General features: G+C 63.3%; 18 protein-coding genes and 1 pseudogene. 15 read left to right on the forward strand and 4 right to left on the reverse strand.

Features of this window, described 5'->3' with window-relative positions:
- The first annotated feature begins 454 nt into the window (after positions 1 to 454).
- From F758_RS0121490 to F758_RS0121510, 5 genes are all read left to right on the forward strand, one after another.
- Positions 455 to 1,663, forward strand: a complete 1,209-nt coding sequence (locus F758_RS0121490) for a CaiB/BaiF CoA transferase family protein (protein ID WP_024509810.1) — start codon at positions 455 to 457, stop codon at positions 1,661 to 1,663.
- Positions 1,664 to 1,668: 5 nt separating this feature from the next.
- Positions 1,669 to 2,835: an acyl-CoA dehydrogenase family protein gene (locus F758_RS0121495; RefSeq protein ID WP_024509811.1), complete on the forward strand. Its 1,167-nt coding sequence runs from the start codon at positions 1,669 to 1,671 to the stop codon at positions 2,833 to 2,835.
- Positions 2,836 to 2,991: 156 nt separating this feature from the next.
- Positions 2,992 to 4,128 carry a thiolase family protein gene (locus tag F758_RS0121500; protein WP_024509812.1) on the forward strand — a complete coding sequence of 379 codons (1,137 nt, stop codon included), beginning with the start codon at positions 2,992 to 2,994 and terminating at the stop codon, positions 4,126 to 4,128.
- The gene (locus F758_RS0121505) at positions 4,125 to 4,511 is read left to right on the forward strand and encodes a Zn-ribbon domain-containing OB-fold protein (protein ID WP_024509813.1); all 387 of its coding nucleotides are present in this window, start codon (positions 4,125 to 4,127) and stop codon (positions 4,509 to 4,511) included. The genes F758_RS0121500 and F758_RS0121505 overlap by 4 nt, the downstream gene beginning before the upstream one ends.
- Positions 4,512 to 4,844: 333 nt before the next feature.
- Positions 4,845 to 5,369, forward strand: a complete 525-nt coding sequence (locus tag F758_RS0121510; RefSeq protein ID WP_024509814.1) for a carboxymuconolactone decarboxylase family protein — start codon at positions 4,845 to 4,847, stop codon at positions 5,367 to 5,369.
- Positions 5,370 to 5,516: 147 nt separating this feature from the next.
- Here F758_RS0121510 and F758_RS0121515 read toward each other — a convergent pair whose 3' ends face one another.
- Complete coding sequence (locus F758_RS0121515; protein ID WP_024509815.1) at positions 5,517 to 5,738, reverse strand: acyl-CoA carboxylase biotin carboxyl carrier protein subunit; 222 nt, start codon at positions 5,736 to 5,738, stop codon at positions 5,517 to 5,519.
- A 93-nt stretch (positions 5,739 to 5,831) separates the two neighbouring features.
- On the opposite strand from F758_RS0121515, the gene F758_RS0121520 reads away from it, so the two are divergent.
- Positions 5,832 to 6,806: an IclR family transcriptional regulator gene (locus F758_RS0121520; protein WP_035722688.1), complete on the forward strand. Its 975-nt coding sequence runs from the start codon at positions 5,832 to 5,834 to the stop codon at positions 6,804 to 6,806.
- Complete coding sequence (locus tag F758_RS0121525; protein WP_024509817.1) at positions 6,736 to 8,295, forward strand: acyl-CoA carboxylase subunit beta; 1,560 nt, start codon at positions 6,736 to 6,738, stop codon at positions 8,293 to 8,295. The genes F758_RS0121520 and F758_RS0121525 overlap by 71 nt, the downstream gene beginning before the upstream one ends.
- Positions 8,296 to 8,391: 96 nt before the next feature.
- On the opposite strand, the gene F758_RS0121530 is transcribed toward F758_RS0121525, so the two are convergent.
- The gene (locus tag F758_RS0121530) at positions 8,392 to 9,675 is read right to left on the reverse strand and encodes an MFS transporter (RefSeq protein WP_024509818.1); all 1,284 of its coding nucleotides are present in this window, start codon (positions 9,673 to 9,675) and stop codon (positions 8,392 to 8,394) included.
- 249 nt (positions 9,676 to 9,924) lie between these two features.
- Complete coding sequence (locus F758_RS0121535) at positions 9,925 to 11,121, reverse strand: thiolase family protein (RefSeq protein WP_024509819.1); 1,197 nt, start codon at positions 11,119 to 11,121, stop codon at positions 9,925 to 9,927.
- Between the two features lie 409 nt (positions 11,122 to 11,530).
- Here F758_RS0121535 and F758_RS0121540 point away from each other — a divergent pair, with 409 nt between their 5' ends.
- Both F758_RS0121540 and F758_RS0121545 read left to right on the forward strand, forming a co-directional pair.
- The gene (locus tag F758_RS0121540) at positions 11,531 to 11,971 is read left to right on the forward strand and encodes a hypothetical protein (RefSeq protein ID WP_024509820.1); all 441 of its coding nucleotides are present in this window, start codon (positions 11,531 to 11,533) and stop codon (positions 11,969 to 11,971) included.
- Positions 11,972 to 12,239: 268 nt separating this feature from the next.
- Entirely contained in the window at positions 12,240 to 12,470 is a 231-nt protein-coding gene (locus tag F758_RS0121545; RefSeq protein WP_024509821.1) for a hypothetical protein, read from the forward strand.
- Positions 12,471 to 12,501: 31 nt separating this feature from the next.
- On the opposite strand, the gene F758_RS0121550 is transcribed toward F758_RS0121545, so the two are convergent.
- A complete protein-coding gene (locus F758_RS0121550; RefSeq protein WP_024509822.1) occupies positions 12,502 to 13,272 on the reverse strand; it encodes an enoyl-CoA hydratase in 771 nt (256 codons plus the stop codon).
- A gap of 165 nt (positions 13,273 to 13,437) precedes the next feature.
- On the opposite strand from F758_RS0121550, the gene F758_RS0121555 reads away from it, so the two are divergent.
- The 6 genes and pseudogenes from F758_RS0121555 (at position 13,438) to F758_RS0121580 (ending at position 20,780) form a co-directional block, all read left to right on the forward strand.
- On the forward strand, positions 13,438 to 14,079 hold the full coding sequence (locus F758_RS0121555; RefSeq protein WP_024509823.1) for a TetR/AcrR family transcriptional regulator: 642 nt from the start codon (positions 13,438 to 13,440) through the stop codon (positions 14,077 to 14,079).
- A 166-nt stretch (positions 14,080 to 14,245) separates the two neighbouring features.
- Positions 14,246 to 15,742 carry a CoA-acylating methylmalonate-semialdehyde dehydrogenase gene (locus tag F758_RS0121560; protein ID WP_024509824.1) on the forward strand — a complete coding sequence of 499 codons (1,497 nt, stop codon included), beginning with the start codon at positions 14,246 to 14,248 and terminating at the stop codon, positions 15,740 to 15,742.
- Between the two features lie 153 nt (positions 15,743 to 15,895).
- Positions 15,896 to 17,041 carry an isobutyryl-CoA dehydrogenase gene (locus F758_RS0121565; RefSeq protein WP_024509825.1) on the forward strand — a complete coding sequence of 382 codons (1,146 nt, stop codon included), beginning with the start codon at positions 15,896 to 15,898 and terminating at the stop codon, positions 17,039 to 17,041.
- On the forward strand, positions 17,038 to 18,129 hold the full coding sequence (locus F758_RS0121570; RefSeq protein WP_035722692.1) for an enoyl-CoA hydratase/isomerase family protein: 1,092 nt from the start codon (positions 17,038 to 17,040) through the stop codon (positions 18,127 to 18,129). Before F758_RS0121565 ends, F758_RS0121570 begins: the two co-directional genes overlap by 4 nt.
- Positions 18,130 to 18,144: 15 nt before the next feature.
- Positions 18,145 to 19,047 (forward strand): annotated as a pseudogene (mmsB, locus tag F758_RS0121575) (3-hydroxyisobutyrate dehydrogenase); the annotation flags it as partial.
- A complete protein-coding gene (locus tag F758_RS0121580) occupies positions 19,047 to 20,780 on the forward strand; it encodes an AMP-binding protein (protein ID WP_024509828.1) in 1,734 nt (577 codons plus the stop codon). The pseudogene mmsB and the gene F758_RS0121580, both read left to right, overlap by 1 nt.
- Positions 20,781 to 20,874 lie beyond the last annotated feature (94 nt).

The raw sequence follows: 20,874 nt of genomic DNA on the forward strand, positions 1-20,874 counted from the left end.
AAACCACTGCGCAGGGAAGGCCGGAGTGTTCTCCGCCTACACCTGTGGTCTTCGCGCTCTTGCGCGTACTTTTTCGCGCGAGGGCCCACGGGTGCCGGCGGGCACCCGGTCTTCCCTGCGCCCTCTGTTTTCTAAGAGGGTGATGGATCCTGCAAAACTCGGACGCTGTGCGCCGCGAGAACGCGGAACTGCGGCAGCGGTCTCTTATGGCCGATCCTTGGGGACGCTTGCTTCGCAAGCTCCTTAAGATGAGGTCATCATGCGTGGCGCGCTCTGAAATCCTCATGGTGAGGAGGCGCGCAAGCGCCGTCTCGAACCATGAGGCCCGGATGTATGCCGCCATTGCAATGACCGACCGAATTGGAGCCAGGCGCATAGCCCCATGCCCCTGCCGCAGCTTGATCTCACTTCCGCCCTGCCGTTAGGTGGCCCGATCAAAACATCGGGAGGAGAAATGGGGCCGCTGCAGGGCATAAAAGTCGTCGACATGACCACCGTGCTGATGGGGCCGTATGCCACCCAGATGCTCGGGGATTACGGCGCCGATGTCATCAAGGTGGAGTCGCTCGATGGCGATGTCACGCGGCTGATCGGCCCGACGCGGCATCCCGGCATGGGCCCGGTGTTCCTCAATACCAACCGCAGCAAGCGTTCGATCTGCCTTGATTTGAAGAAGCCTGCGGGACGTGAGGCCGTGCTGCGTCTGATCAAATCCGCCGATGTGCTCGTTTACAACGTGCGGCCGCAGGCGATGGCGCGGCTCAATCTCGGCTACGATGTGGTGGCCGACATCAATCCGCGCCTGATCTATGCGGGCGTGTTCGGCTTCGGCCAGGACGGGCCCTATGCCGCCAAACCCGCGTATGACGATCTGATCCAGGGCGCGACTGCGCTGCCTGCGCTGATGGCGCAGACCGGCGACGGTGTTCCGCGCTACGTTCCGAATGCCCTGGTCGATCGCATCGTCGGCCTCACAGCCGTCGGCGCCATCTGCGCCAGCCTAGTGCATCGCGACCGCACCGGGCGCGGTCAGCGCGTCGACATTCCGATGTTCGAGACCATGGCGAGCTTTGTGATGGGCGACCACATGGGCGGCCTCACCTATGAGCCGCCGCTGGATAAAGGCGGCTATCCGCGGCATCTGTCGCGTGACCGCAGGCCCTACAAAACCTCCGACGGCCATATCAGCGTGATCGTCTACAACGACAAGCAATGGGAGAATTTCTTCCACGCGACCGGCCGTGACGATCTGCGCGCCGATCCGCGCTTCGCGACCTTCTCGGGGCGTGCTGCCAATATCGATATGGTCTATGGCGAGCTTGCGCGCATCTTCGAGACTCGCACCACGGCCGAATGGATGGAGCTTCTCAACAAGGCCGACGTCCCTGTCATGCCCATGCACGACCTGCAAAGCATCTTGCAGGACGAACATCTGGTTGCGACCGGCTTCTTCCCGGTGGTTCAGCACCCGACCGAGGGGCCGATCCGCAGCATGAAGGTCTCTGCGAACTGGTCCGACACCAAGGCCGAGCCGGTGCGACTTGCTCCGCGCCTCAATGAGCAGGGCGAGGAGATTTTGCGCGAGGCCGGTTTCTCAGGCGAGGAAATCGCCGCCATGCTCCGCGATGGCGTCACTCGGCCATCGCCGGCTACGGAAGGATAAGAGCCATGGATTTCGCGCTCACTCCCAACCAGGAATCGATCCGCGATGCCGTGGCCAAGATCTGCGCGCGCTTCGATGACGCCTATTGGCTGAAGAAGGACAAGGAGGGCGGTTTCCCGGCCGACTTCCACAAAGCGCTCGCGGAAGCCGGCTGGCTCGGCATCTGCATCCCCGAAGAATATGGCGGCTCAGGCTTGGGCATTCTCGAAGCCGCGATCATGATGCGGACGATCTCGGAATCCGGTGCCGGCATGTCCGGTGCCTCCGCGGTGCATATGAACGTGTTCGGGCTCAATCCCGTGGTCGTGTTCGGCACGCAAGAGCAGTGCAAGCGCATGTTGCCGGGCATCGTGGAAGGGCGCGAAAAAGCTTGTTTCGCGGTCACCGAGCCGAACACGGGCCTCAACACCACGCAGTTGAAGACGCGGGCGGTTCGCCAAGGCGACAAATATGTCGTCAATGGCCAGAAGGTCTGGATCTCGACCGCGCAGGTGGCAAACAAGATCTTGCTGCTCGCCCGCACCACACCTCTGGAAGAGGTGAAAAACCCGACCTTTGGCTTGAGTCTGTTCTACACCGATTTCGATCGCAGCCGCATCACGGTGCATGAGATCGAGAAGATGGGCCGCAAGCCCGTCGATTCCAACGAATTGTTCTTCGAGAACTTTGAAATCCCGGTCGAGGATCGTCTGGGCGAGGAAGGCCGCGGATTTGAATACATCCTGCACGGCATGAACCCGGAGCGCATCCTGATTGCGGCGGAAGCCGTGGGCCTCGGCCAGCTCGCACTGTCGCGCGCCAGCGGCTATGCCAAGACGCGCAACGTCTTCAACCGTCCGATCGGCACGAACCAGGCGATCCAGCATCCGCTCGCGAAGAACTGGATGGAGCTGGAGGCGGCCTGGCTGATGACGCTGTCGGCGGCATGGCACTACGACAAGGGCCTGAGTTGCGGCCCCGCGGCGAATTCGGCGAAATATCTGGCGGGCGAGGCCGGTTTCCACGCCTGTGAGCAGGCGGTCATGACACACGGCGGCTTCGGCTACGCGAAGGAATTTCACGTCGAGCGCTATTTGCGGGAATCGCTCATCCCGCGCATCGCACCCGTCAGTCGCGAACTGATCTTGAGCTTTATCGCCGAGAAGGTGCTGGGCCTGCCGAAATCGTATTGAGATGCTGGTGGCCCTCAACCCTTGCTCGTCATTCCGGGGCGCGCGCAAGGCGCGCGAACCCGGAATCTCGACATTGGCTTGCGTGCGTTCCCACTTCGAGATTCCGGGTTCGGCCCTGTCGGGCCGCCCCGGAATGACGGAACGAGAGGCATCAGCATGAGCTACATCACCGGCGTTGGGCTCACATCATTCGGTAAGCACGAGGGCTCGTCCTCGCTCGACCTTATGAGCAAGGCAGCAAGCCTGGCGCTTGGCGATGCCGGGCTGAACCATGGCGAGATCGACGGCATCCTCTGCGGCTACAGCACGGTCTCGCCGCATATCATGCTGGCCACCGTCTTTGCCGAGCATTTCGGCATCCGGCCGTCTTATGCGCATGCGGTGCAGGTCGGCGGCGCGACGGGACTCGCGATGACCATGCTTGCTCACACGCTGGTCAATGCCGGTGTCGCCCGAAATGTGTTGGTGGTTGCCGGCGAGAACCGGCTGACCGGCCAGAGCCGGGACGCCTCGATCCAGGCGCTTGCCCAGGTCGGCCATCCCGATTACGAGGTGCCGCTCGGGCCGACCATTCCCGCCTATTACGGCCTCGTCGCCTCGCGCTACATGCACGAGTATGGCGTGACGCAGGAAGACCTCGCGGAGTTCGCCGTGCTGATGCGGCGCCAAGCGTTGACCCATCCCGGTGCGCAGTTCCACGAACCGATCACGGTCGCGGATGTGATGGCATCGAAGCCGGTGGCGCTACCGCTGAAGCTTCTGGACTGCTGCCCGGTCTCCGACGGTGGCGCCGCCGTCGTCGTGAGCCGCGATCCGACGACGGAGGCATGCGTGCGTATCCGCGGCTGCGCGCAGGCCCATACGCATCAGCATGTCACGGCGGCGCCGGCATTAAGCGAGTTCGGCGCGGAGATCGCGATCGCCAAGGCGAAGGCCGCCGCGGGCGTCGGCATCTCCGACGTGCGCTATGCTGCCGTCTACGACAGCTTTACGATAACGCTAGCGATGCTGCTGGAGGATCTGGGACTGGCCGGCCGCGGCGAGGCGGCGGCGCGGGTTCGCGCCGGCTATTTTTCTCGCGATGGCGAGATCCCGCTCAATACCCATGGCGGGCTATTGAGCTATGGCCATTGTGGCGTCGGCGGCGCCATGGCGCACCTGGTTGAGACGCATTTGCAAATGACGGGCCGCGCGGGCGACCGCCAGGTGCGCGACGCCTCGCTCGCGCTCCTGCACGGCGATGGCGGCGTGCTCTCCTCACACGTCAGCATGTTCTTGGAGCGGGAGCGATGAACGAGAAGCTTGGCGATTGGACCATGGGCGAAGCCGCGATCGTCTATCAGAACTGCAGGTCCTGCGGCGCCAAGCAATATTTCCGCCGCGCCTTTTGCGCGTCCTGCGGGGCGACGGATCTGGTCGAGCAGCGCGCCAGCGGCGAGGGGACGATTTACGCCACCTGCTTGGTCTGCCGCGCCGCAACGCCGGAGACCCGCGCCCATGTGCCGTATAATCTTGTGCTGGTCGATACTGTGGAGGGCTTTCGGATGATGGCTCATGGCGAGAGGAATCTCGCCATTGGCGATTCCGTCACTGCGCGCTTTGTTCAATTTGGTGGACGGCTCGTGCCTTGCTTTGCGAAGGCCTCTCAACCCGATAAAACAGAATGCTGGCGATGACGAGCATCGCCGTCACCGCCAGCAAATGCGCAAGCGCCTCCGAGGTTGCCCTCTTGGTGGCATGCTTCATGCCTGTTTTCTCCCTAAACTTGGGCGCGACTCATCGTTGCGCGACGTCCGCGCTCGACGGTCAGTTTCTTGACTCGGAACACCCCACGAAACGTATTCGCCCGATTGAGTCCCCACTCGGCGAATATCGACTGTATCAAGGTCGAACAGTAATGCGGCGGCAATTTGACTCACTTATGTTGCCCTTGCGTCGGACGCGCGAGACTCTTTCAGCAACTGATCGCTGAAGAAATTAGCAGAAGGTTGGAAAGCTCAAGGTGGATCATGGCCCGAATTGCATACAGCGATCCCGCAAAGCACAATGAGCGCACGCAGGAACTCCTGGGCAAGAATCGCAACGCCAACATCTTCCGCATGATGGCGCATTCGCCGAGCTATCTTGAGCAGTATTGCCGGCTGGGTGGCGCTATCAGGCACAAGGGCGAGCTCGATCCGGTGGTGCGGGAGCTTGCGATCACCCGCACGGGCATTTTGTGCGAAGCGCCCTATGAAGTCGCGGCCCACAAGCGCATCGGCAAGAACGTCGGGGTTACCGATGAGCAGAATGAATCGCTCGAAGACTGGCAATCGGCGGCCTGCTTCAACGAGGTGCAGCGCGCCGCGCTTGCTTTCACCGACGAGATCGTCAAGCTGCGCCGCCCACAAGATGCGACCTTCAACGCGATCGCGTCCAAGTTGACGCCCGCGGCCCTGGTCGAACTGCAACTCGCGGTCGGCTTCTACATCATGACATCGAAGTTTCTCGAAACCTTCGATATCGACATGCAGCCGGTGAGCGAGGTTGTGTAAGGCGCAGGCCCCGTATCTTGACCGTCACAAGCCTCGATCCGACGCCGACTCCGCTTGAGACCGCACGCTCGAGGCCGCTGCCCGTGAAGTGTCAGGGCTGCATTTGCGAGTATCAAGTGGTTGGCCAAAGCTTGAGCAAGCAGCGCGTCAGGTCTCGAGGATCGCCACCACTTGGCCTTCGGCCACGACATCGTCGATCGCGACGAGAATGGACTTCAATGTGCCCGCCACAGGCGAGGCGACCGGAATTTCCATCTTCATCGCTTCGACGAAGATGATGTCGTCGCCGCCGCCGACGCTCGCGCCAGGCTCGACGGGAAGCGCGCAGATGCGTCCGGCGACCTCGGTAACGATCCTGATATCTGGCATGCCAATTCACTTACTGTTGTCGGCGCAGATTGCCTGAGGTAGCTTGTTCTGCAAGCGGAATTTTATTCCGCACAACGGAATTGGGTGGAAGCTATGGGACGACGCTCGGAGCGGCTCAGCAGGCCGAGAATGCTTTGCGGTGATGCAGCAGGCGAGGGCGACGTCATTCAGGTGGTCTCACGCGCCTTCGACGTGCTCAGATGTTTCGAGGGCCACGAAGCGCGGCTTGGCAATCTCGAAATCTCCAATCGCTGCGGCCTGCCGCGCTCGACGGTGTCGCGCCTCACACACACGCTGACGCGGATGGGCCAGCTCGTATACCTGCCGCGCGATCAGAAATATCGCATCGGTCCGAGCGCGGTGGCGATGAGCACCTCGATGATGAAGGGCTTGCAGCTGCGCAACCTGATCCGCCAGCGGCTGCAGGACGTCGCGGAGCAGTTGCCCGGCACCGTCGGTTTCGTGATCCCCGATCGCTTCCACCTCGTCTATCTCGAATTTGCTCGCTCGGCGAACGCGCTCGGCCTGCATGAGGTCACCGGCAGCCGCATCTCGATGGCGAGCACGGCTGCGGGCCACGCCTATACCGCTGCATTGGAGCCTGAAGTCGGCGATGCGCTGCTGGCCGAGATGGAGCGTGAGGTGCCGGAAAGCGCCAAGGTGCTGAAGCCGCGGATGGAGAACAACCGTCGCTTCCTCAAAGAGAACGGTTATGTCGTTGCTTGCGGCTTGTGGTCGCCGCATATCAATGGCGTCGCGGTGCCGCTGTGGTCGCCGCAATATCAAACTTTCGTCGTGGTGACGATCGGACTGCTCGCTGCGATGTATGACGAACAGCGTCTGCACCAGGAGGTCGCGCCGTCTATGCGCGAGCTCGCTACAGCGATCGGCAGCCTGCTCGAGAGTGCGGAAGGCGATCTCTTCAACAACCGGTTGGAGCGAAAGCCGCTGGCGATGGCCGCACCAAATAACAAGATCACCCGGACGGAGGAAGCGAATGAACTGGAAGCCCGAACTCGACGAGCTCGCTCGGCGCGAGGCCTTCGCGCGCGAGATGGGAGGCGTTGAGAAGGTCAAACGACAGCGCGACCAGGGCCGCCTCACCGTCCGCGAACGGATCGACAAATTGGTCGACCCGAAGAGCTTCCACGAGATCGGCGCGATCTCCGGCATCGGCGAGTATGACGAGAGCGGCGAGCTCAAGCATGTGACGCCGGCGAATTGCGTGTTCGGCCGTGCCAAGCTCGACGGCCGCACCGTGGTCGTGGTCGGCGACGATTTCACCGTGCGCGGCGGCTCCGCGGATGCATCGATCTCGGCCAAGCCCTTGATGGCGGAAGAAATGGCGCATGATTTCCGCCTGCCGATCATCCGCATCATCGAGGGCTCCGGCGGCGGCGGCTCAGTGAAGACCATCGAGACCAAGGGCGCGGCCAATCTGCCGGGCGGCATCGGCGGCAACCGTTGGTACCGCTACACGACCGAGAATCTCGCGCATGTCCCGGTCGTGGCTTTGGGGCTTGGTTCGGTCGCAGGTCTTGGCGCGGCGCGGCTTGCTGCGAGCCATTACTCGATCATGACGCGCAACTCCGCCATGTTCGTCGCGGGGCCGCCGGTGGTGAAGCGGCTCGGCCAGGACTTGTCCAAGCAGGAGCTCGGCGGCGCCGACATCCAGACCCGCGCCGGCGGCGTCGATGACGCCGTCGACACCGAGGAGGAGGCGTTTGCGCGCGCACGCCGCTTCCTCTCCTACCTGCCGTCTTCCGTGTTCGAGTTGCCGCCGACGCTGCGCTCGAGTGACGATCCGGAACGCTCGGAGGAAGCGCTGGTCCGGGCGGTGCCACGCAACCGCCGCCAAGTCTATAAGATGCGCCCGATCATCGAGTCCGTGGTCGACAAGGGTTCGTTCTTCGAGGTGAACAGCAATTTCGGCCGTCCGATCATCGTGGGGTTGGCGCGACTAGAGGGACGGGCGGTGCTCTTGCTCGCGAGCGATCCTTTCCACTATGGCGGCTCGTGGACCGCGGAGGCCTGTCAGAAGGTGGTGCGCTGGGTCGACTTCGCCGAGACCTTCCATCTGCCGATTGTCTATCTGATGGATTGCCCCGGCTTCATGATCGGGCTGGAGGCGGAGAAGGCGGCGACCATCCGCCACGGTGTGCGCGCAATGGCAGCAGTCAACCAGACTACCGTGCCTTGGTGCACGGTGATCATCCGCAACTCCTTTGGGGTCGCAGGGGTCGTGCATCAGCCGGCGGATCGCTTCTCGATCCGCTACGCCTGGCCCTCGGCCTATTGGGGTTCGCTGCCGCTCGAGGGCGGCATCGAAGCGGCGTACCGCGCCGAGATTGACGCGGCAGACGATCCGGTCGCAAAGCTGAAAGAGATCGAGGACCGCCTCAACAAGCTGCGCTCGCCGTTTCGCTCCGCCGAGAAATTCTGGGTGGAGGAGATCATCGATCCCAGGAAGACGCGATCGTTGCTCTGCGAATTCGCGCGCCTCGCGGAGCCGCTGCGAACGCCGGGACTGGCGAAGAACATGGCGATCAGGCCGTAGTCCTCGTCGTTCAACCACGATGGTGCTTCCGCCTGCGCAGGCAGTGGCTTGGGCTTACTCCGCACAAAGCATCATGCTGGGCACCGGTCTGCACAATTAGGTCACCACCGGCTTTGGATGGCGCGAAATTGCGAGCACGCTCGCTGCCGCGATGATACAGAGCGCACCGGCGGCGAAGAAGGCGGGCAGATAGCTTGCGAGCAGCGTCCGCGACAGCCCGGCGCCGAAGGCTGCGGTTCCGGCACCGAGCTGGTGGGCGGCGAAGATCCAACCGAACACCAGATTGGCGCGCTCGGGGCCGAAGCGCTGTGCCGTGAGCCGCACCGTCGGCGGCACGGTCGCGACCCAATCGAGCCCATAGAACATCGCAAACAGCGACAGGCCGTAGAAGGAGAAGTCGCTGAATGGCAGGAACACGAGCGACAGCCCGCGCAGGCCGTAATACCAGAACAGGAGCCAGCGATTGTCGTAACGATCCGACAGCCAGCCGGACACGATGGTACCGAAGAAATCGAAGATGCCCATCGCCGCGAGTAGGCTTGCGGCCTGGACCTGCGGGATGCCGAAGTCGAGGCACATCGGAATGAGGTGAACCTGGACCAAGCCATTGGTGCTGGCGCCGCAGATGAAGAAGGTCGCGAACAGAATCCAGAACACGCTTGACCTGGATGCATCGCGGAGCGTGCCGAGCGCGGCGGCCATGATCGGCGCGTTGCTGGCGGGTGCTACGGGTAGCGGCTCGGTGCCTTTGTCGCCAAACGGCCGCAGGCCCACGTCACTCGGGCGGTCGCACATCACCATCGCCACCGCAAGCGCGGATGCGCCAAGCACCACGCAGACAAGGCCAAGTGCAATGCGCCAGCCGAAACGCTCAGTCAGGCTGGCGAGCAGCGGCAGGAACACCAGTTGCCCGGTAGCGACGCTCGCGGTCATGATGCCTACCACAAGCCCGCGGCGCGCGGCGAACCAGCGGGCGGCAATCGTTGCGCCGAGGACCAGCGCGGTCATCCCGGTGCCGATGCCGATCACCACGCCCCACAGCACTATGAGCTGCCAGACCTGCGTCATCTCGAGCGATGCCAGTAGGCCGCAGACCACGATGAGCTGCGCTGTCAGCGTCACGTTGCGAAGGCCGTAGCGGTTCATGAGCGCCGCCGCGAATGGCGCCATCAGGCCGAACAGCACGAAGCGGATCGAGAGCGCAGAGGAAATTTCGGCGGTGTTCCAGCCGAACTCGCGCTGCAAGGGAACGATGAAGACGCCGGGGGAGCCGACCGTGCCGGCCGCGATCAGCGATGCAAAGAAGGTGACGCCCACCATCACCCAGCCGTAGTGAATGTTGCGGCGGGCGAGGGCCGCCGCGAGCCAGTTCGAAATCATTGATCCTCAGAAAAATCTACGTGGAGGTGCGTTTGACCCTGGCCATCCTGACGCAAGGCTTGCGTGACTTAAATGCCGTACTTCCCTCATTTTCGGACATGCCCGAAACACTAGATCCTAAACGGAATCGGACCATGATCTCATCTCTTTGTTTGAGCATGATCTCCGCGCGAACGCTTCGCGTTTGTCGGCTAAGGGCAACCGGTTTCCACTCTGCGTCAACGCGGCCCGCCGGGTCCGGATCATGCTCTAATGCGCGATCCGTTCCACCGCGATCGCAGTTGCCTCTCCCCCGCCGATGCAGAGTGCGGCGATGCCGCGCTTGGCGTTGTGGGCTTCCAGCGCATGCAAGAGCGTCACAATCAACCGCGCGCCGGTGGCGCCGATGGGATGGCCGAGCGCGCATGCACCGCCATTGACGTTCAGCCGATCACGGGGAATGCCAAGGTCGCGCTGCGCCGCCATCGCCACGACCGCAAAGGCTTCGTTGATCTCGAATAGATCGACATCGGAGACTTGCCAGCCGACTTTGTCGAGCAGTTTGCGTATCGCAGGAATCGGCGCGGTGGTGAACCATCGCGGTTCCTGGCTGTGAGTGGCGTGGCCCCTGATTTCCGCGAGGATCGGGAGGCCCCCGCGGTCCGCAAGCGAGCGCGTTGTCAGCACCAGCGCGGCGGCGCCATCGGCGTTGGCGGAGGAGGCCGCGGGCGTAATGGTTCCGTTGGTGCGGAAGGCCGGCTTCAGCGCGGGAATTTTGGCCGGATCAACTTTCAGCGGATGCTCGTCGTCGGCAATCATTTTAGGACCGGTCTTTTCATCGATGGCGACCGGCGCGATCTCGGCCCTGAAGGCACCGCTCTCGACTGCCTTGCGCGCCCGCGTGAGCGTCTCCATCGCGTAGGCATCCTGGTCCTTGCGGGTGAATTGGTAGGCTTCCGCGGTCGCCTCGCCAAAGTCGCCCATGGAGCGGCCAGTCTCATAGGCGTCCTCCAGGCCGTCCATCATCATGTGGTCGATGATGCGGTCATGGCCGGCGCGATAGCCGGAGCGCGCCTTGGCGAGCAGATAGGGCGCATTGGTCATGCTCTCCATGCCGCCGGAAATGACGATATTGGCGGACCCGGCCCTGATAATGTCATGCGCGAGCATGGTTGCCTTCATCCCCGAGCCGCAGACCTTGTTGACGGTGGTGGCGCCGGTCGCATCCGGCAATCCGGCGCCGCGCGCCGCCTGTCGCGCCGGTGCCTGGCCCTGTCCGGCCGGCAGCACATTGCCCATGAAAACCTCGTCGATCCTTTCTGGCGCGAGTTTCGCGCGTTCCAGCGCGGCACCGATCACGTGGGAACCGAGCTTGTGGGCGCTCAGCGGCGAAAGCCCACCCATGAAGCGGCCGAGCGGGGTGCGAGCGGCGGATACGATGACGACGGGGTCGGAGGCGGCGGCCATGGCGGATCTCCTTGGCATCAAAGTTGTATGATTATCATCATATGATGCGCCGCAAGATTTGCAATGGTGGGGAGGGAGGAACCTCGGCAGCGAGCTGAGAGCTGCCACTTGCCGCCATCAGGCTCGACGTCGGCCGAGATGGTACAGGAGTGGCGGACGTCAGGCTTGGTCGCGAACTCCACCGTTTCTCTCGCTGTGGGAAAGATGTCCGGGACGTACTCCGGGAGCTTTGTTGCCGCTGATTACCCCGGTTTTTGCCACGAATCAGCGCTTACCATCGGCTTGCCATCTCGAACGGGCGGTCCCCCGCCGGATGGTCAAGGCCCGAGGAGTGCCGTCCGGACTCGTCGCGCATCGGGCCGCTTTTGCTCACGGGGTAAAGTCCGGTCCCGAGTAAAAGGATGGACCTATGGCAAATGTCGAGCAATTTCCAAAGTCCAAGTCGCTGGACCTAGCCAAGCTTGAAGCAGATGTCACAGCGAACCTTCCGGTTCCGGCCAAGGGGACGCCTGGTCAAGCTGAGCCGTTGCCAAGCTATGTCGAGCACCAAAAGGGCGTTCCGCGCGTCGGCGTACTCAGTGCCGAGGCGGTGGTGCGCGACTATGAAGCGGCCGCCAAGGAAATCGAAGCCATGGGAGCCGAACTGATCAGCGCGGCGAAAAAATGCGAGGCGATGACGGCCGAGGTGCACAACGCGATCGCGTATATGCGTGATACGGCAGCGGCTTATCGTGAAGAAGCCAAGAAAATATTCAAGCGCATCGAGGATTGCGCGATGTTCACTGAGGACGTTCGCAAGACCTGCGAAAGCGTTAAACGTAGAATGATGGACGGCGGCGGCCCCGCCTAGACGGATCATAGTCAACCCTGCGGCGCAGCAGGCCCGACGTGATTTTCGTGCGCTATGTCGAGCGTCGGGGCGCTTCGTTTACGCCATTGTGCCATGAGCGAGGCCACCGCTTTGAGCGTAGCGCTCGTGCCGTTCCCGGGTGTCGCTTCGCTCCCCGGGGCCGCGCTTTCTGTGTTCCAATCTCGGATCCACCATCAGCTCAGACCGCGTGGCTGGAACGCCGTTCCCGCAGCGAGCGTTTTCCTCAATGCGGTATTAGGAGGAGAGCATGACCCGGATCCTGTTCATCACGATGACGGTGGCGGCGTCGCTTGCTGGTTCACCTGCCTTGAGCCAAGTCACCTCACATAAGCAGCAACAGGCGATCGAATCGACCGGCGAGTCGAATTCACAGAAGCAACTCGGCGGCCTGAAGCGCGATCGTCAGATCACACGTCACATCCTGCGGCATGAGCGGCACGGATACCGCCATGCCCACGCCCAGTATTCAGGGCGTTGATCGACGACTGGACGACGGAAGACGATATCGGCTACCGCTTCCGATCAATGAACGCCTGCATCAGATGCTTCGGCTCATCGGTGAGAAATGACTGGCCGAACACGCCGATGCTCAAATCGACCGACTGCTTCAATGGCAGTTCCTCCCACGCGCGCAGCAGCGCCTTTTGTGCGCGGAGCGCTTCCGCACCGCACTCAAGCAGCGCGCTCAGCGTATGCTCCACCGCTTCATCCAGCCCACCTTCCGGGGCAACCTTGTCGACCAGTCCCCAGGCGAGGGCGGTGGGGGCATCGATATTTTCGGCCGTCATCACCAGCCAGCGCGCGCGACCCCAGCCGATCAGCCGCGGCAGCAACGCGGCGTGAATCACCGAGGGAATGCCGACCCGCACCTCGGGCATGCCGAATCTGGCATCATGCGCTGCAATCCGGAAATCGCAGGCCGCCGCGACCTCCAGCCCGCCGCCGAGGCACCAGCCGGGCATGCGGGCGATCACAGGTGCGGGAAAGGCGCGCACGGCCTCGCAAAGATCGCGCAGGCGCGTGATGAAGGCTTCAGCGGAGGGCTGGTCGAGCCGTGCCATTTCCTTGATGTCGGCGCCGCCGATCAGGCTCTTTTCGCTGCCCCCTTTCAGCACCAGGGCGCGAATACCCCGATCCCCCGCGAGCTGCTCCAGCCCCTCGCGCAACGCACTGATCACGGGCGAGCTCAAAATATTGAGCGAGCCCGCATTGATGACCGTGAGCGTGATGACGCCGCGGCCGTCGCGATCGACGCCGCAATGGTGATTGAGCATGTGCATCAGAGGTCCCGTCGCTTGGGGTTGAGCGAGAATGCACTTCCGGCTCAAGCCTGGGCGTTGTCAAGCTGCGAATAGCTTGGACATGAACGCGAGTTAACGAAATAGGGGCAGCTTTTGCCCGGCCTCGATGCTATTATATGACTACGGACATTCCATAGGACGCCCATGCGCTATTCCAAGGAACACAAGCAGGAAACCCATGCGCGGATCGTGCGCAAGGCCGCGGTGCGGCTGCGCGAGAAGGGCGCGCATGGCGTCGGCGTTGCCGACCTGATGAAAGAGGCCGGGCTCACTCATGGCGGGTTCTATGCCCATTTCGAATCGCGAGACGCCCTGGTCATCGAGGCCTTCGCCTATGCGATGGATCGCTCGATCGAGCATTGGCGCAAGATCGCCGAGCAAACCGCGCCTGACAAGCGGCTGGCTGCGATCGTGGAGAGCTACCTGACGCCGGCCCACCGCGACGATCCCGGCCATGGCTGTGCCATCACCTCGCTGGGTGCGGAAGTCGCCCGGGAGAGCCCGAAGACTCGCAAGGCTTTCGCGGCGAAGGTTGAACAACTGATCGACCTCATGGCTGAGCAGATCCCGGGCGTGCCGCGCAAGGCGGCGCGCAAGCAGGCCGCCAGCCTGCTCGCCACGATGATGGGAACGCTGGTCCTGGCGCGGATTGCCGGCAATGGCGAATTTTCGGATGAGATCTTGCAGGCCGGGCGCGACGTCGCGCTCGGACGTGCGGCGAAGCCGCTGCCGAAGAAGCCGGCCGCCAAGAAAAACGCGGTGAAAACCGCGGCCGCGCGCCATTAAGCCGCAGATTTTTAGGGTATTGGCCTACGCCTTTAGGCGAAGCCGCGCCTCGTTGGGCCTAGGGCAGCATTTTCGCAAAACCGCCGCGCGGAAAAGAACTTCCCAAACGCTCCAAACACTGCAAGATGCCGCCCCAAACCGGCATCGAACAGGATTGGAGGAACGCATGCGTTCAATCGGACATTTTATCGGCGGACGCGAGGTCAAGGGCACTTCAGGGCGGACTGGCGACGTTTTCGAGCCGATGACCGGGGATGTTCAGGCCAAGGTCGCGCTCGCCTCGAAGGCGGAAGTGCGTGCGGCGGTGGAAAATGCCAAGGCCGCGCAGCCGGAATGGGCCGCCACCAACCCGCAGCGTCGCGCACGGGTGATGATGAAGTTTCTCGAGCTGGTGCAGCGTGACTACGACAAGCTGGCCGAGCTGCTCGCGCGCGAACACGGCAAGACCATTCCTGACGCGAAGGGCGACATCCAGCGCGGCCTGGAGGTCGTCGAGTTTGCGATCGGCATTCCGCATCTGATGAAGGGCGAATATACCGAAGGCGCCGGCCCCGGCATCGACATCTATTCCCTCCGCCAGCCGCTCGGCGTGGTCGCGGGCATCACGCCCTTCAATTTCCCCGCGATGATCCCGATGTGGAAATTCGCCCCTGCCATCGCCTGCGGCAATGCCTTCATCCTGAAACCCTCCGAGCGCGATCCCGGCGTGCCAATGCGGCTCGCCGAGCTCATGATAGAAGCGGGCCTGCCGCCGGGTATCCTGAACGTGGTCAACGGGGATAAGGAAGCGGTCGATGCGATCCTCGACGATCCTGACATCAAGGCGGTCGGCTTTGTCGGCTCGTCGCCGATCGCGCAATATATCTACGAGCGCGCGGCCGCGACCGGCAAGCGCTGCCAATGCTTCGGCGGCGCCAAGAACCACGCCATCGTGATGCCCGATGCCGACATGGATCAGGCCGTGGATGCGCTGATCGGTGCGGGCTACGGCTCGGCCGGCGAGCGTTGCATGGCGGTGTCGGTTGCGGTCCCCGTCGGCAAGGCCACGGCCGATCGGCTGATGGAAAAGCTGATCCCGCGCGTGGAGTCCTTGAAGATCGGCACCTCGATCGATCCGTCGGCCGATTACGGCCCGCTGGTGACGCGCGAAGCGGTCGAGCGGGTGAAGAACTATGTCGAGATCGGTATCAAGGAAGGCGCGACGCTCGCGGTCGATGGCCGCGCCTTCAAGATGCAGGGCTACGAGGACGGCTTCTACATGGGAGGCTGCCTGTTCGACAACGTCACCAAGGACATGCGGATCTACAAGGAAGAGATATTTGGGCCCGTGTTGAGCGTGGTGCGCGCGCATGATTACAACGAGGCGCTGGCGCTGCCGTCGGAGCATGATTACGGCAACGGCGTTGCGATCTTCACTCGCGATGGTGATGCCGCGCGCGATTTTGCGACCAAGGTCAATGTCGGCATGGTCGGGATCAACGTGCCGATCCCGGTGCCGATCGCCTATTACACGTTCGGTGGCTGGAAAAAGTCGGGCTTCGGCGACCTCAACCAGCATGGTCCGGACTCGATCCGCTTTTACACCAAGACCAAGACGGTGACCTCGCGCTGGCCATCCGGCGTGAAGGAGGGCGCGGAGTTTTCGATTCCGACGATGAAATGAGAGGCAAGGCTCCCACTAAACCGCCTAGTGCCGTCATTGCGAGCGAGGCGAAGCACTCCAGAGTTGGTCCCGGGCAGTAGCTGGATTGCTTCGTCGCTTCGCACCTCGCAATGACGCAGACGTAGGCCAAAGCTGAAGGAACGTGGACAACGCATGCAGTTCGCTCTGAACGAGGACCAGCTTGCGGTTCGTGACATGGCGCGGGATTTCGCCGCGGAAAAGATCGCGCCGCATGCCATCCGCTGGGACGAGGAGAAGCATTTTCCGGTCGAGGTCATGCGCGAGGCCGCCAAGCTCGGCATGGGCGGCATCTATATTCGCGACGATGTCGGCGGCTCTGACATGACGCGCTTCGATGCGGCGCTGATCTTCGAGGCGTTAGCGATGGGCTGTCCGACGGTGTCGGCCTTCATCTCGATCCATAACATGGCCTCGTGGATGATCGATGCCTTCGGCAACGAGGCGCAGCGCAAGAGATGGCTGCCAAAACTCTGCACAATGGAGTATCTGGCGAGTTACTGCCTGACCGAGCCTGGCTCGGGTTCGGATGCGGCGGCGCTGCGCACCCGCGCCGTGCGCGACGGCGATACTTACGTACTGAACGGCCAGAAGCAGTTCATTTCAGGCGCGGGCGGCGGCGATCTCTATGTCGTGATGGTGCGCACCGGCGGCGACGGGCCATCGGGCATTTCGACGCTGGTCGTCGAAGGCGACACGCCCGGCGTCTCGCTCGGCGCCAATGAACGCAAGATGGGCTGGAACGCGCAGCCGACGCGCGCGGTGATTTTCGAGAACGCCCGCGTGCCGGTTGCAAATCGGCTGGGCGAGGAGGGTATTGGCTTCAAGATCGCGATGGCCGGGCTCGACGGCGGACGGCTCAACATCGCCGCCTGTTCACTCGGCGGGGCGCAGGCTGCACTCGACAAGGCACTCGCCTATATGAAGGAGCGCAAGGCGTTCGGCAAACGGCTGGATGAATTCCAGGCCTTGCAGTTTCGCATCGCCGACATGGCGACCGAACTCGAAGCAGCCCGCACCTTTCTCTGGCGTGCCGCGGCGGCGCTCGACCGCAAAGACCCCAATGCGACCATGCTCTGCGCGATGGCGAAACGCTTCGGCACCGATGTCGGATTCGAGGTCGCCAACCAGGCGCTCCAGCTTCATGGCGGCTATGGCTATTTGAGCGAATACGGCATCGAGAAGATCGTGCGCGACTTGCGCGTGCATCAGATCCTCGAAGGCACCAATGAAATCATGCGTCTGATCGTGGCGCGCAAGATGATCGAGGGCGCGCGATGACGACGGCTCCCGCGACGGAGGAAAACGAAGGGGACCTGGTCGTTCGCCGCGAAGGCTCGGCCGGCATCATCCGGCTCAACCGCCCGAAGGCGATCAATGCCATGACGCTGGAGATGTCGCTCGGGATCGATGCGGCGCTCGACCGCTTCGAGGCCGATCCTGCCGTCGCGGTCGTTCTGCTGGAAGGGGCCGGCGAGCGCGGCCTGTGCGCGGGCGGCGATATCCGCGGGCTCTATCAGAGCTCGAAGGCCGGCGGCGATCTTGGCAAAGTGTTCTGGCGTCAGGAATACGTCATGAACGCGCGGATCGCGAAATATCCCAAACCCTATGTCGCGTTCATGGACGGGCTCGTCATGGGCGGCGGCGTCGGCCTGTCCGCACATGGCCGGCATCGCGTCGTCACCGAGCGCACCAAGCTGGCGATGCCTGAGGTGGGCCTCGGCTTCTTCCCCGATGTCGGCGGCACCTGGCTGTTGTCGCGTGCACCGGGCGAGCTCGGCACCTATTTCGGTCTCACCGGTCAGACGATGAACGGGCCGGATGCGATCTACGCGCGCTTTGGAGATGCGGTCGTGCCCTCAGGCAAGCTTGCCGAGCTGCGAGATGTCCTGACCAAGGTTCGACCGGGAACGTCGTCGGACGAGATCGCGTCGCTGATCGAAGGCTTTGCCACGGGCGAAACCTCCGGCCCCGTGGCAGCCTTGCGGCCGCGGATCGACAAATGGTTCGCCTTTGACCGCATGCAGGATATCCTGGCCGCCCTGCGGCAGGATGGATCGGACCTTGCGTTGTCGACGCTGAAGACTCTCGGCGAAAAATCGCCGCGCGGCATGGTGGTGACGCTCAAATTGCTGCGGCTGGCGCGAAGCGCGTCCTCGCTGGAGCACTGCCTGGTGCGCGAATATCGTGCCGCGCTCGAAGTGTTCCGGAGCGATGATTTTCGCGAAGGCGTGCGCGCCGCCGTAATCGACAAGGACCGCGATCCAAAATGGTCGCCCGCGGCAATTGAGGATGTCACGATGGAGATGGTCGCGCCTTATTTCGCCGAAATCGGCGCCGACGAGCTGGTGTTCGATCCGGCCAGATAAGATCGTTTTGAAGGGGAGGAGATCGAGATGGCAACCGTCGCATTCATTGGCCTCGGTAACATGGGTGGACCGATGGCGGCCAATCTGGTGAAGGCCGGCCACAAGGTGGTCGCCTTCGACCTGGTGGAAGCCTTGCGCAATCAGGCGGAAAGCGACGGCGCCGCGATCGCCGACAGCGCCGTGTCCGCGGTGAAGGGCGCCGAAGTCGTGGTCACCATGCTTCCCGCCGGCAAGCACGTGCTCGTGGTCTGGAACGACGTCGTCCCCGCGATGGATAAGGGCGCGCTGATCATCGATTGCTCGACCATCGATGTCGAGAGCGCCCGAGAGGCGCATACGCTGGCGGCCAAACACGGCATCCTCTCCATCGACGCGCCGGTCTCGGGCGGCACCGGCGGCGCCAAGGCGGCGACGCTGACCTTCATGTGCGGCGGCGAGGAGAAGGCGTTTGCGGCCGCAAAGCCGGTACTGGAGAAGATGGGCAAGAAGATCGTGCATTGCGGCGGCGGCGGCGCAGGCCAGGCGGCCAAGATCTGCAACAACATGATCCTCGGCATTTCCATGATCGCGGTGAGCGAGGCCTTCACTCTCGCCGAGAAGCTCGGGCTCTCGCACCAGGCGCTGTTCGATGTCGCCTCGACGTCATCGGGGCAGTGCTGGTCGCTGACTTCCTATTGCCCGGTTCCGGGCCCGGTCCCGGCCTCGCCGGCGAACAACGACTATAAGCCCGGCTTTGCCGCGGCCTTGATGCTGAAGGATCTGACGCTGGCGCAGGATGCGGCCAAGGCTGCTGGCGCGGCGACCCCGCTCGGCAAGCACGCGCAGGAGATCTACAAGTCGTTTGAGGCCGCCGGTCACGGCGGGGTGGATTTTTCGGGCATTATCCGGCACGTTAGAAGCCTTGCCGGGACGAGCTGATGACCACCTTTCAGGAAGCGCGCGCCTTTCTGCTGAAACATCGGACCGACTACGAGGCGGCCGTCAAAGGTTTTCGCTGGCCTAACCCCACCCCGTTCAATTGGGCGCTGGACTGGTTCGATGCGGAGTTGGCGCGCAATCCCGAGAGCAGGGATCGCGCCGCGCTGTGGATCGTCGATTCCGGCCAGAACCGCGAGACAAAGCTGTCCTTCGCCGCGCTGTCGCGCCGTTCCAACCAGGTCGCAAACTTCCTGCGCGCGCAAGGCTTGAGGCGCGGCGACCATCTGTTGCTGCTGCTCGGCAACGTCGTGCCGCTCTGGGAGACCATGCTGGCGGCGATGAAGCTGGGTGTCGTCGTGATCCCCGCGACCACGCTGCTGACGGCAGACGAGTTGCGCGATCGCCTCGATCGCGGCCGAGCGAAGGTGGTGGTAGCGGCGCAGGACCAGGTCGCGAAATTCGCGCAGCTCGGCGGCAGCGATCTGGTGCGCATTGCCGTTGGCGGAACCGCTCGAGACGGCTGGCTGCCGTTCGACCAGGCGGCGGCTTTCCCCGAGACATTTGCTCCGGATGGTCCGACGCAGGCCGACGACCCGATGCTGCTCTATTTCACCTCGGGCACCACGGCTAAGCCGAAGCTCGTGCGGCACAGCCAGCGCAGCTATCCGGTCGGCCATCTCTCGACCATGTATTGGCTTGGCCTGCAGCCCGGCGACGTTCACCTGAACATTTCTTCGCCCGGCTGGGCCAAGCATGCCTGGAGCTGCTTCTTCGCGCCGTGGAACGCCGGCGCGACGGTGTTCGTGGTCAACCAGCCGCGCTTTGATGCCAAGGGCCTGCTTGCCACCATCGGCCGCTGCCGCGTCACCACGCTCTGCGCGCCACCGACGGTGTGGCGGCTGTTCATTCAGGAGCGGCTGTCCGATTTCAAGGTGAGCTTGCGCGAAGCCTGCGGCGCCGGCGAGCCGCTCAATCCGGAAGTGATCGATCAGGTGCGCGCCGCCTGGGGTCTGACCATCCGCGACGGCTACGGCCAGACCGAGACCGCCGCGCTTGCCGGCAACTCGCCGGGACAGAAGGTCAAAGTCGGCTCGATGGGCCGGCCGCTGCCCGGCTATCGCGTACAGATCATCGATCCCGATGGCTATCCGACCACGGAAGGCGAAGTGACGTTGCTGTTGGGGGCCGATCGGCCCGCCGGCCTGATGCAGGGCTATCAAGGCGAGGACGGCAAGCTGTCGGGCGCCGACGGCGCGCTCTATCGCAGCGGCGACGTGGTGTTCGTCGACGACGAGGGCTATCTGACCTTCGTTGGCCGCTCCGATGACGTCTTCAAATCCTCCGACTATCGCATCAGCCCGTTCGAGCTGGAAAGCGTGCTGCTCGAGCATGAGGCTGTCGCGGAAGCCGCCGTGGTGCCGTCACCCGATGCGATCCGGCTGGCCGTGCCGAAGGCGTATGTGCTGCTCGCCGCCGGCGCTGGGCCGTCGCGGGACACTGCCCTTTCGATTTTCCAGCATCTGCACAGCCATCTTGCGCCCTTTAAGCGGATCAGGCGGATCGAGCTCGTGACGGAATTGCCCAAGACGATCTCCGGAAAGATCCGCCGCGTGCAACTGCGGCGGCTGGAGCAGGACAACGACCGCCACGATCCGCTGCGCGGCATCGAATTCCACGAAGAGGATTTTCCGGAACTGCAGAAGCTGCGCCCCGCAGGAGCGGCGGAGCATTAGCGCATGATCCGGACCCGGAGGGTCGCATCAGCGCAAAGTGGACACCGGTTTTCCTCGCGACAAACGCGAAGCGTTTGCGCTGAGATCATGCGCC

Origin of the sequence: Bradyrhizobium sp. ARR65, assembly GCF_000472385.1 — a bacterium.
Taxonomy (GTDB): Bacteria; Pseudomonadota; Alphaproteobacteria; order Rhizobiales; family Xanthobacteraceae; genus Bradyrhizobium.

Bases quoted from the DNA above. Each gene is read 5' to 3' on its own strand.
- F758_RS0121555 (WP_024509823.1), top strand. From the start codon at position 13,438: ATGCGCTATTCCAAGGAACACAAGCAGGAAACCCATGCGCGGATCGTG.
- F758_RS0121565 (WP_024509825.1), top strand. From the start codon at position 15,896: ATGCAGTTCGCTCTGAACGAGGACCAGCTTGCGGTTCGTGACATGGCG.
- F758_RS0121540 (WP_024509820.1), top strand. From the start codon at position 11,531: ATGGCAAATGTCGAGCAATTTCCAAAGTCCAAGTCGCTGGACCTAGCC.
- F758_RS0121545 (WP_024509821.1), top strand. From the start codon at position 12,240: ATGACCCGGATCCTGTTCATCACGATGACGGTGGCGGCGTCGCTTGCT.
- F758_RS0121580 (WP_024509828.1), top strand. From the start codon at position 19,047: ATGACCACCTTTCAGGAAGCGCGCGCCTTTCTGCTGAAACATCGGACC.
- F758_RS0121550 (WP_024509822.1), bottom strand. From the start codon at position 13,272: ATGCACATGCTCAATCACCATTGCGGCGTCGATCGCGACGGCCGCGGC.
- F758_RS0121490 (WP_024509810.1), top strand. From the start codon at position 455: ATGGGGCCGCTGCAGGGCATAAAAGTCGTCGACATGACCACCGTGCTG.
- F758_RS0121500 (WP_024509812.1), top strand. From the start codon at position 2,992: ATGAGCTACATCACCGGCGTTGGGCTCACATCATTCGGTAAGCACGAG.
- F758_RS0121515 (WP_024509815.1), bottom strand. From the start codon at position 5,738: ATGCCAGATATCAGGATCGTTACCGAGGTCGCCGGACGCATCTGCGCG.
- F758_RS0121570 (WP_035722692.1), top strand. From the start codon at position 17,038: ATGACGACGGCTCCCGCGACGGAGGAAAACGAAGGGGACCTGGTCGTT.
- F758_RS0121520 (WP_035722688.1), top strand. From the start codon at position 5,832: ATGGGACGACGCTCGGAGCGGCTCAGCAGGCCGAGAATGCTTTGCGGT.
- F758_RS0121525 (WP_024509817.1), top strand. From the start codon at position 6,736: ATGAACTGGAAGCCCGAACTCGACGAGCTCGCTCGGCGCGAGGCCTTC.
- F758_RS0121530 (WP_024509818.1), bottom strand. From the start codon at position 9,675: ATGATTTCGAACTGGCTCGCGGCGGCCCTCGCCCGCCGCAACATTCAC.
- F758_RS0121535 (WP_024509819.1), bottom strand. From the start codon at position 11,121: ATGGCCGCCGCCTCCGACCCCGTCGTCATCGTATCCGCCGCTCGCACC.
- F758_RS0121560 (WP_024509824.1), top strand. From the start codon at position 14,246: ATGCGTTCAATCGGACATTTTATCGGCGGACGCGAGGTCAAGGGCACT.
- F758_RS0121505 (WP_024509813.1), top strand. From the start codon at position 4,125: ATGAACGAGAAGCTTGGCGATTGGACCATGGGCGAAGCCGCGATCGTC.
- F758_RS0121495 (WP_024509811.1), top strand. From the start codon at position 1,669: ATGGATTTCGCGCTCACTCCCAACCAGGAATCGATCCGCGATGCCGTG.
- F758_RS0121510 (WP_024509814.1), top strand. From the start codon at position 4,845: ATGGCCCGAATTGCATACAGCGATCCCGCAAAGCACAATGAGCGCACG.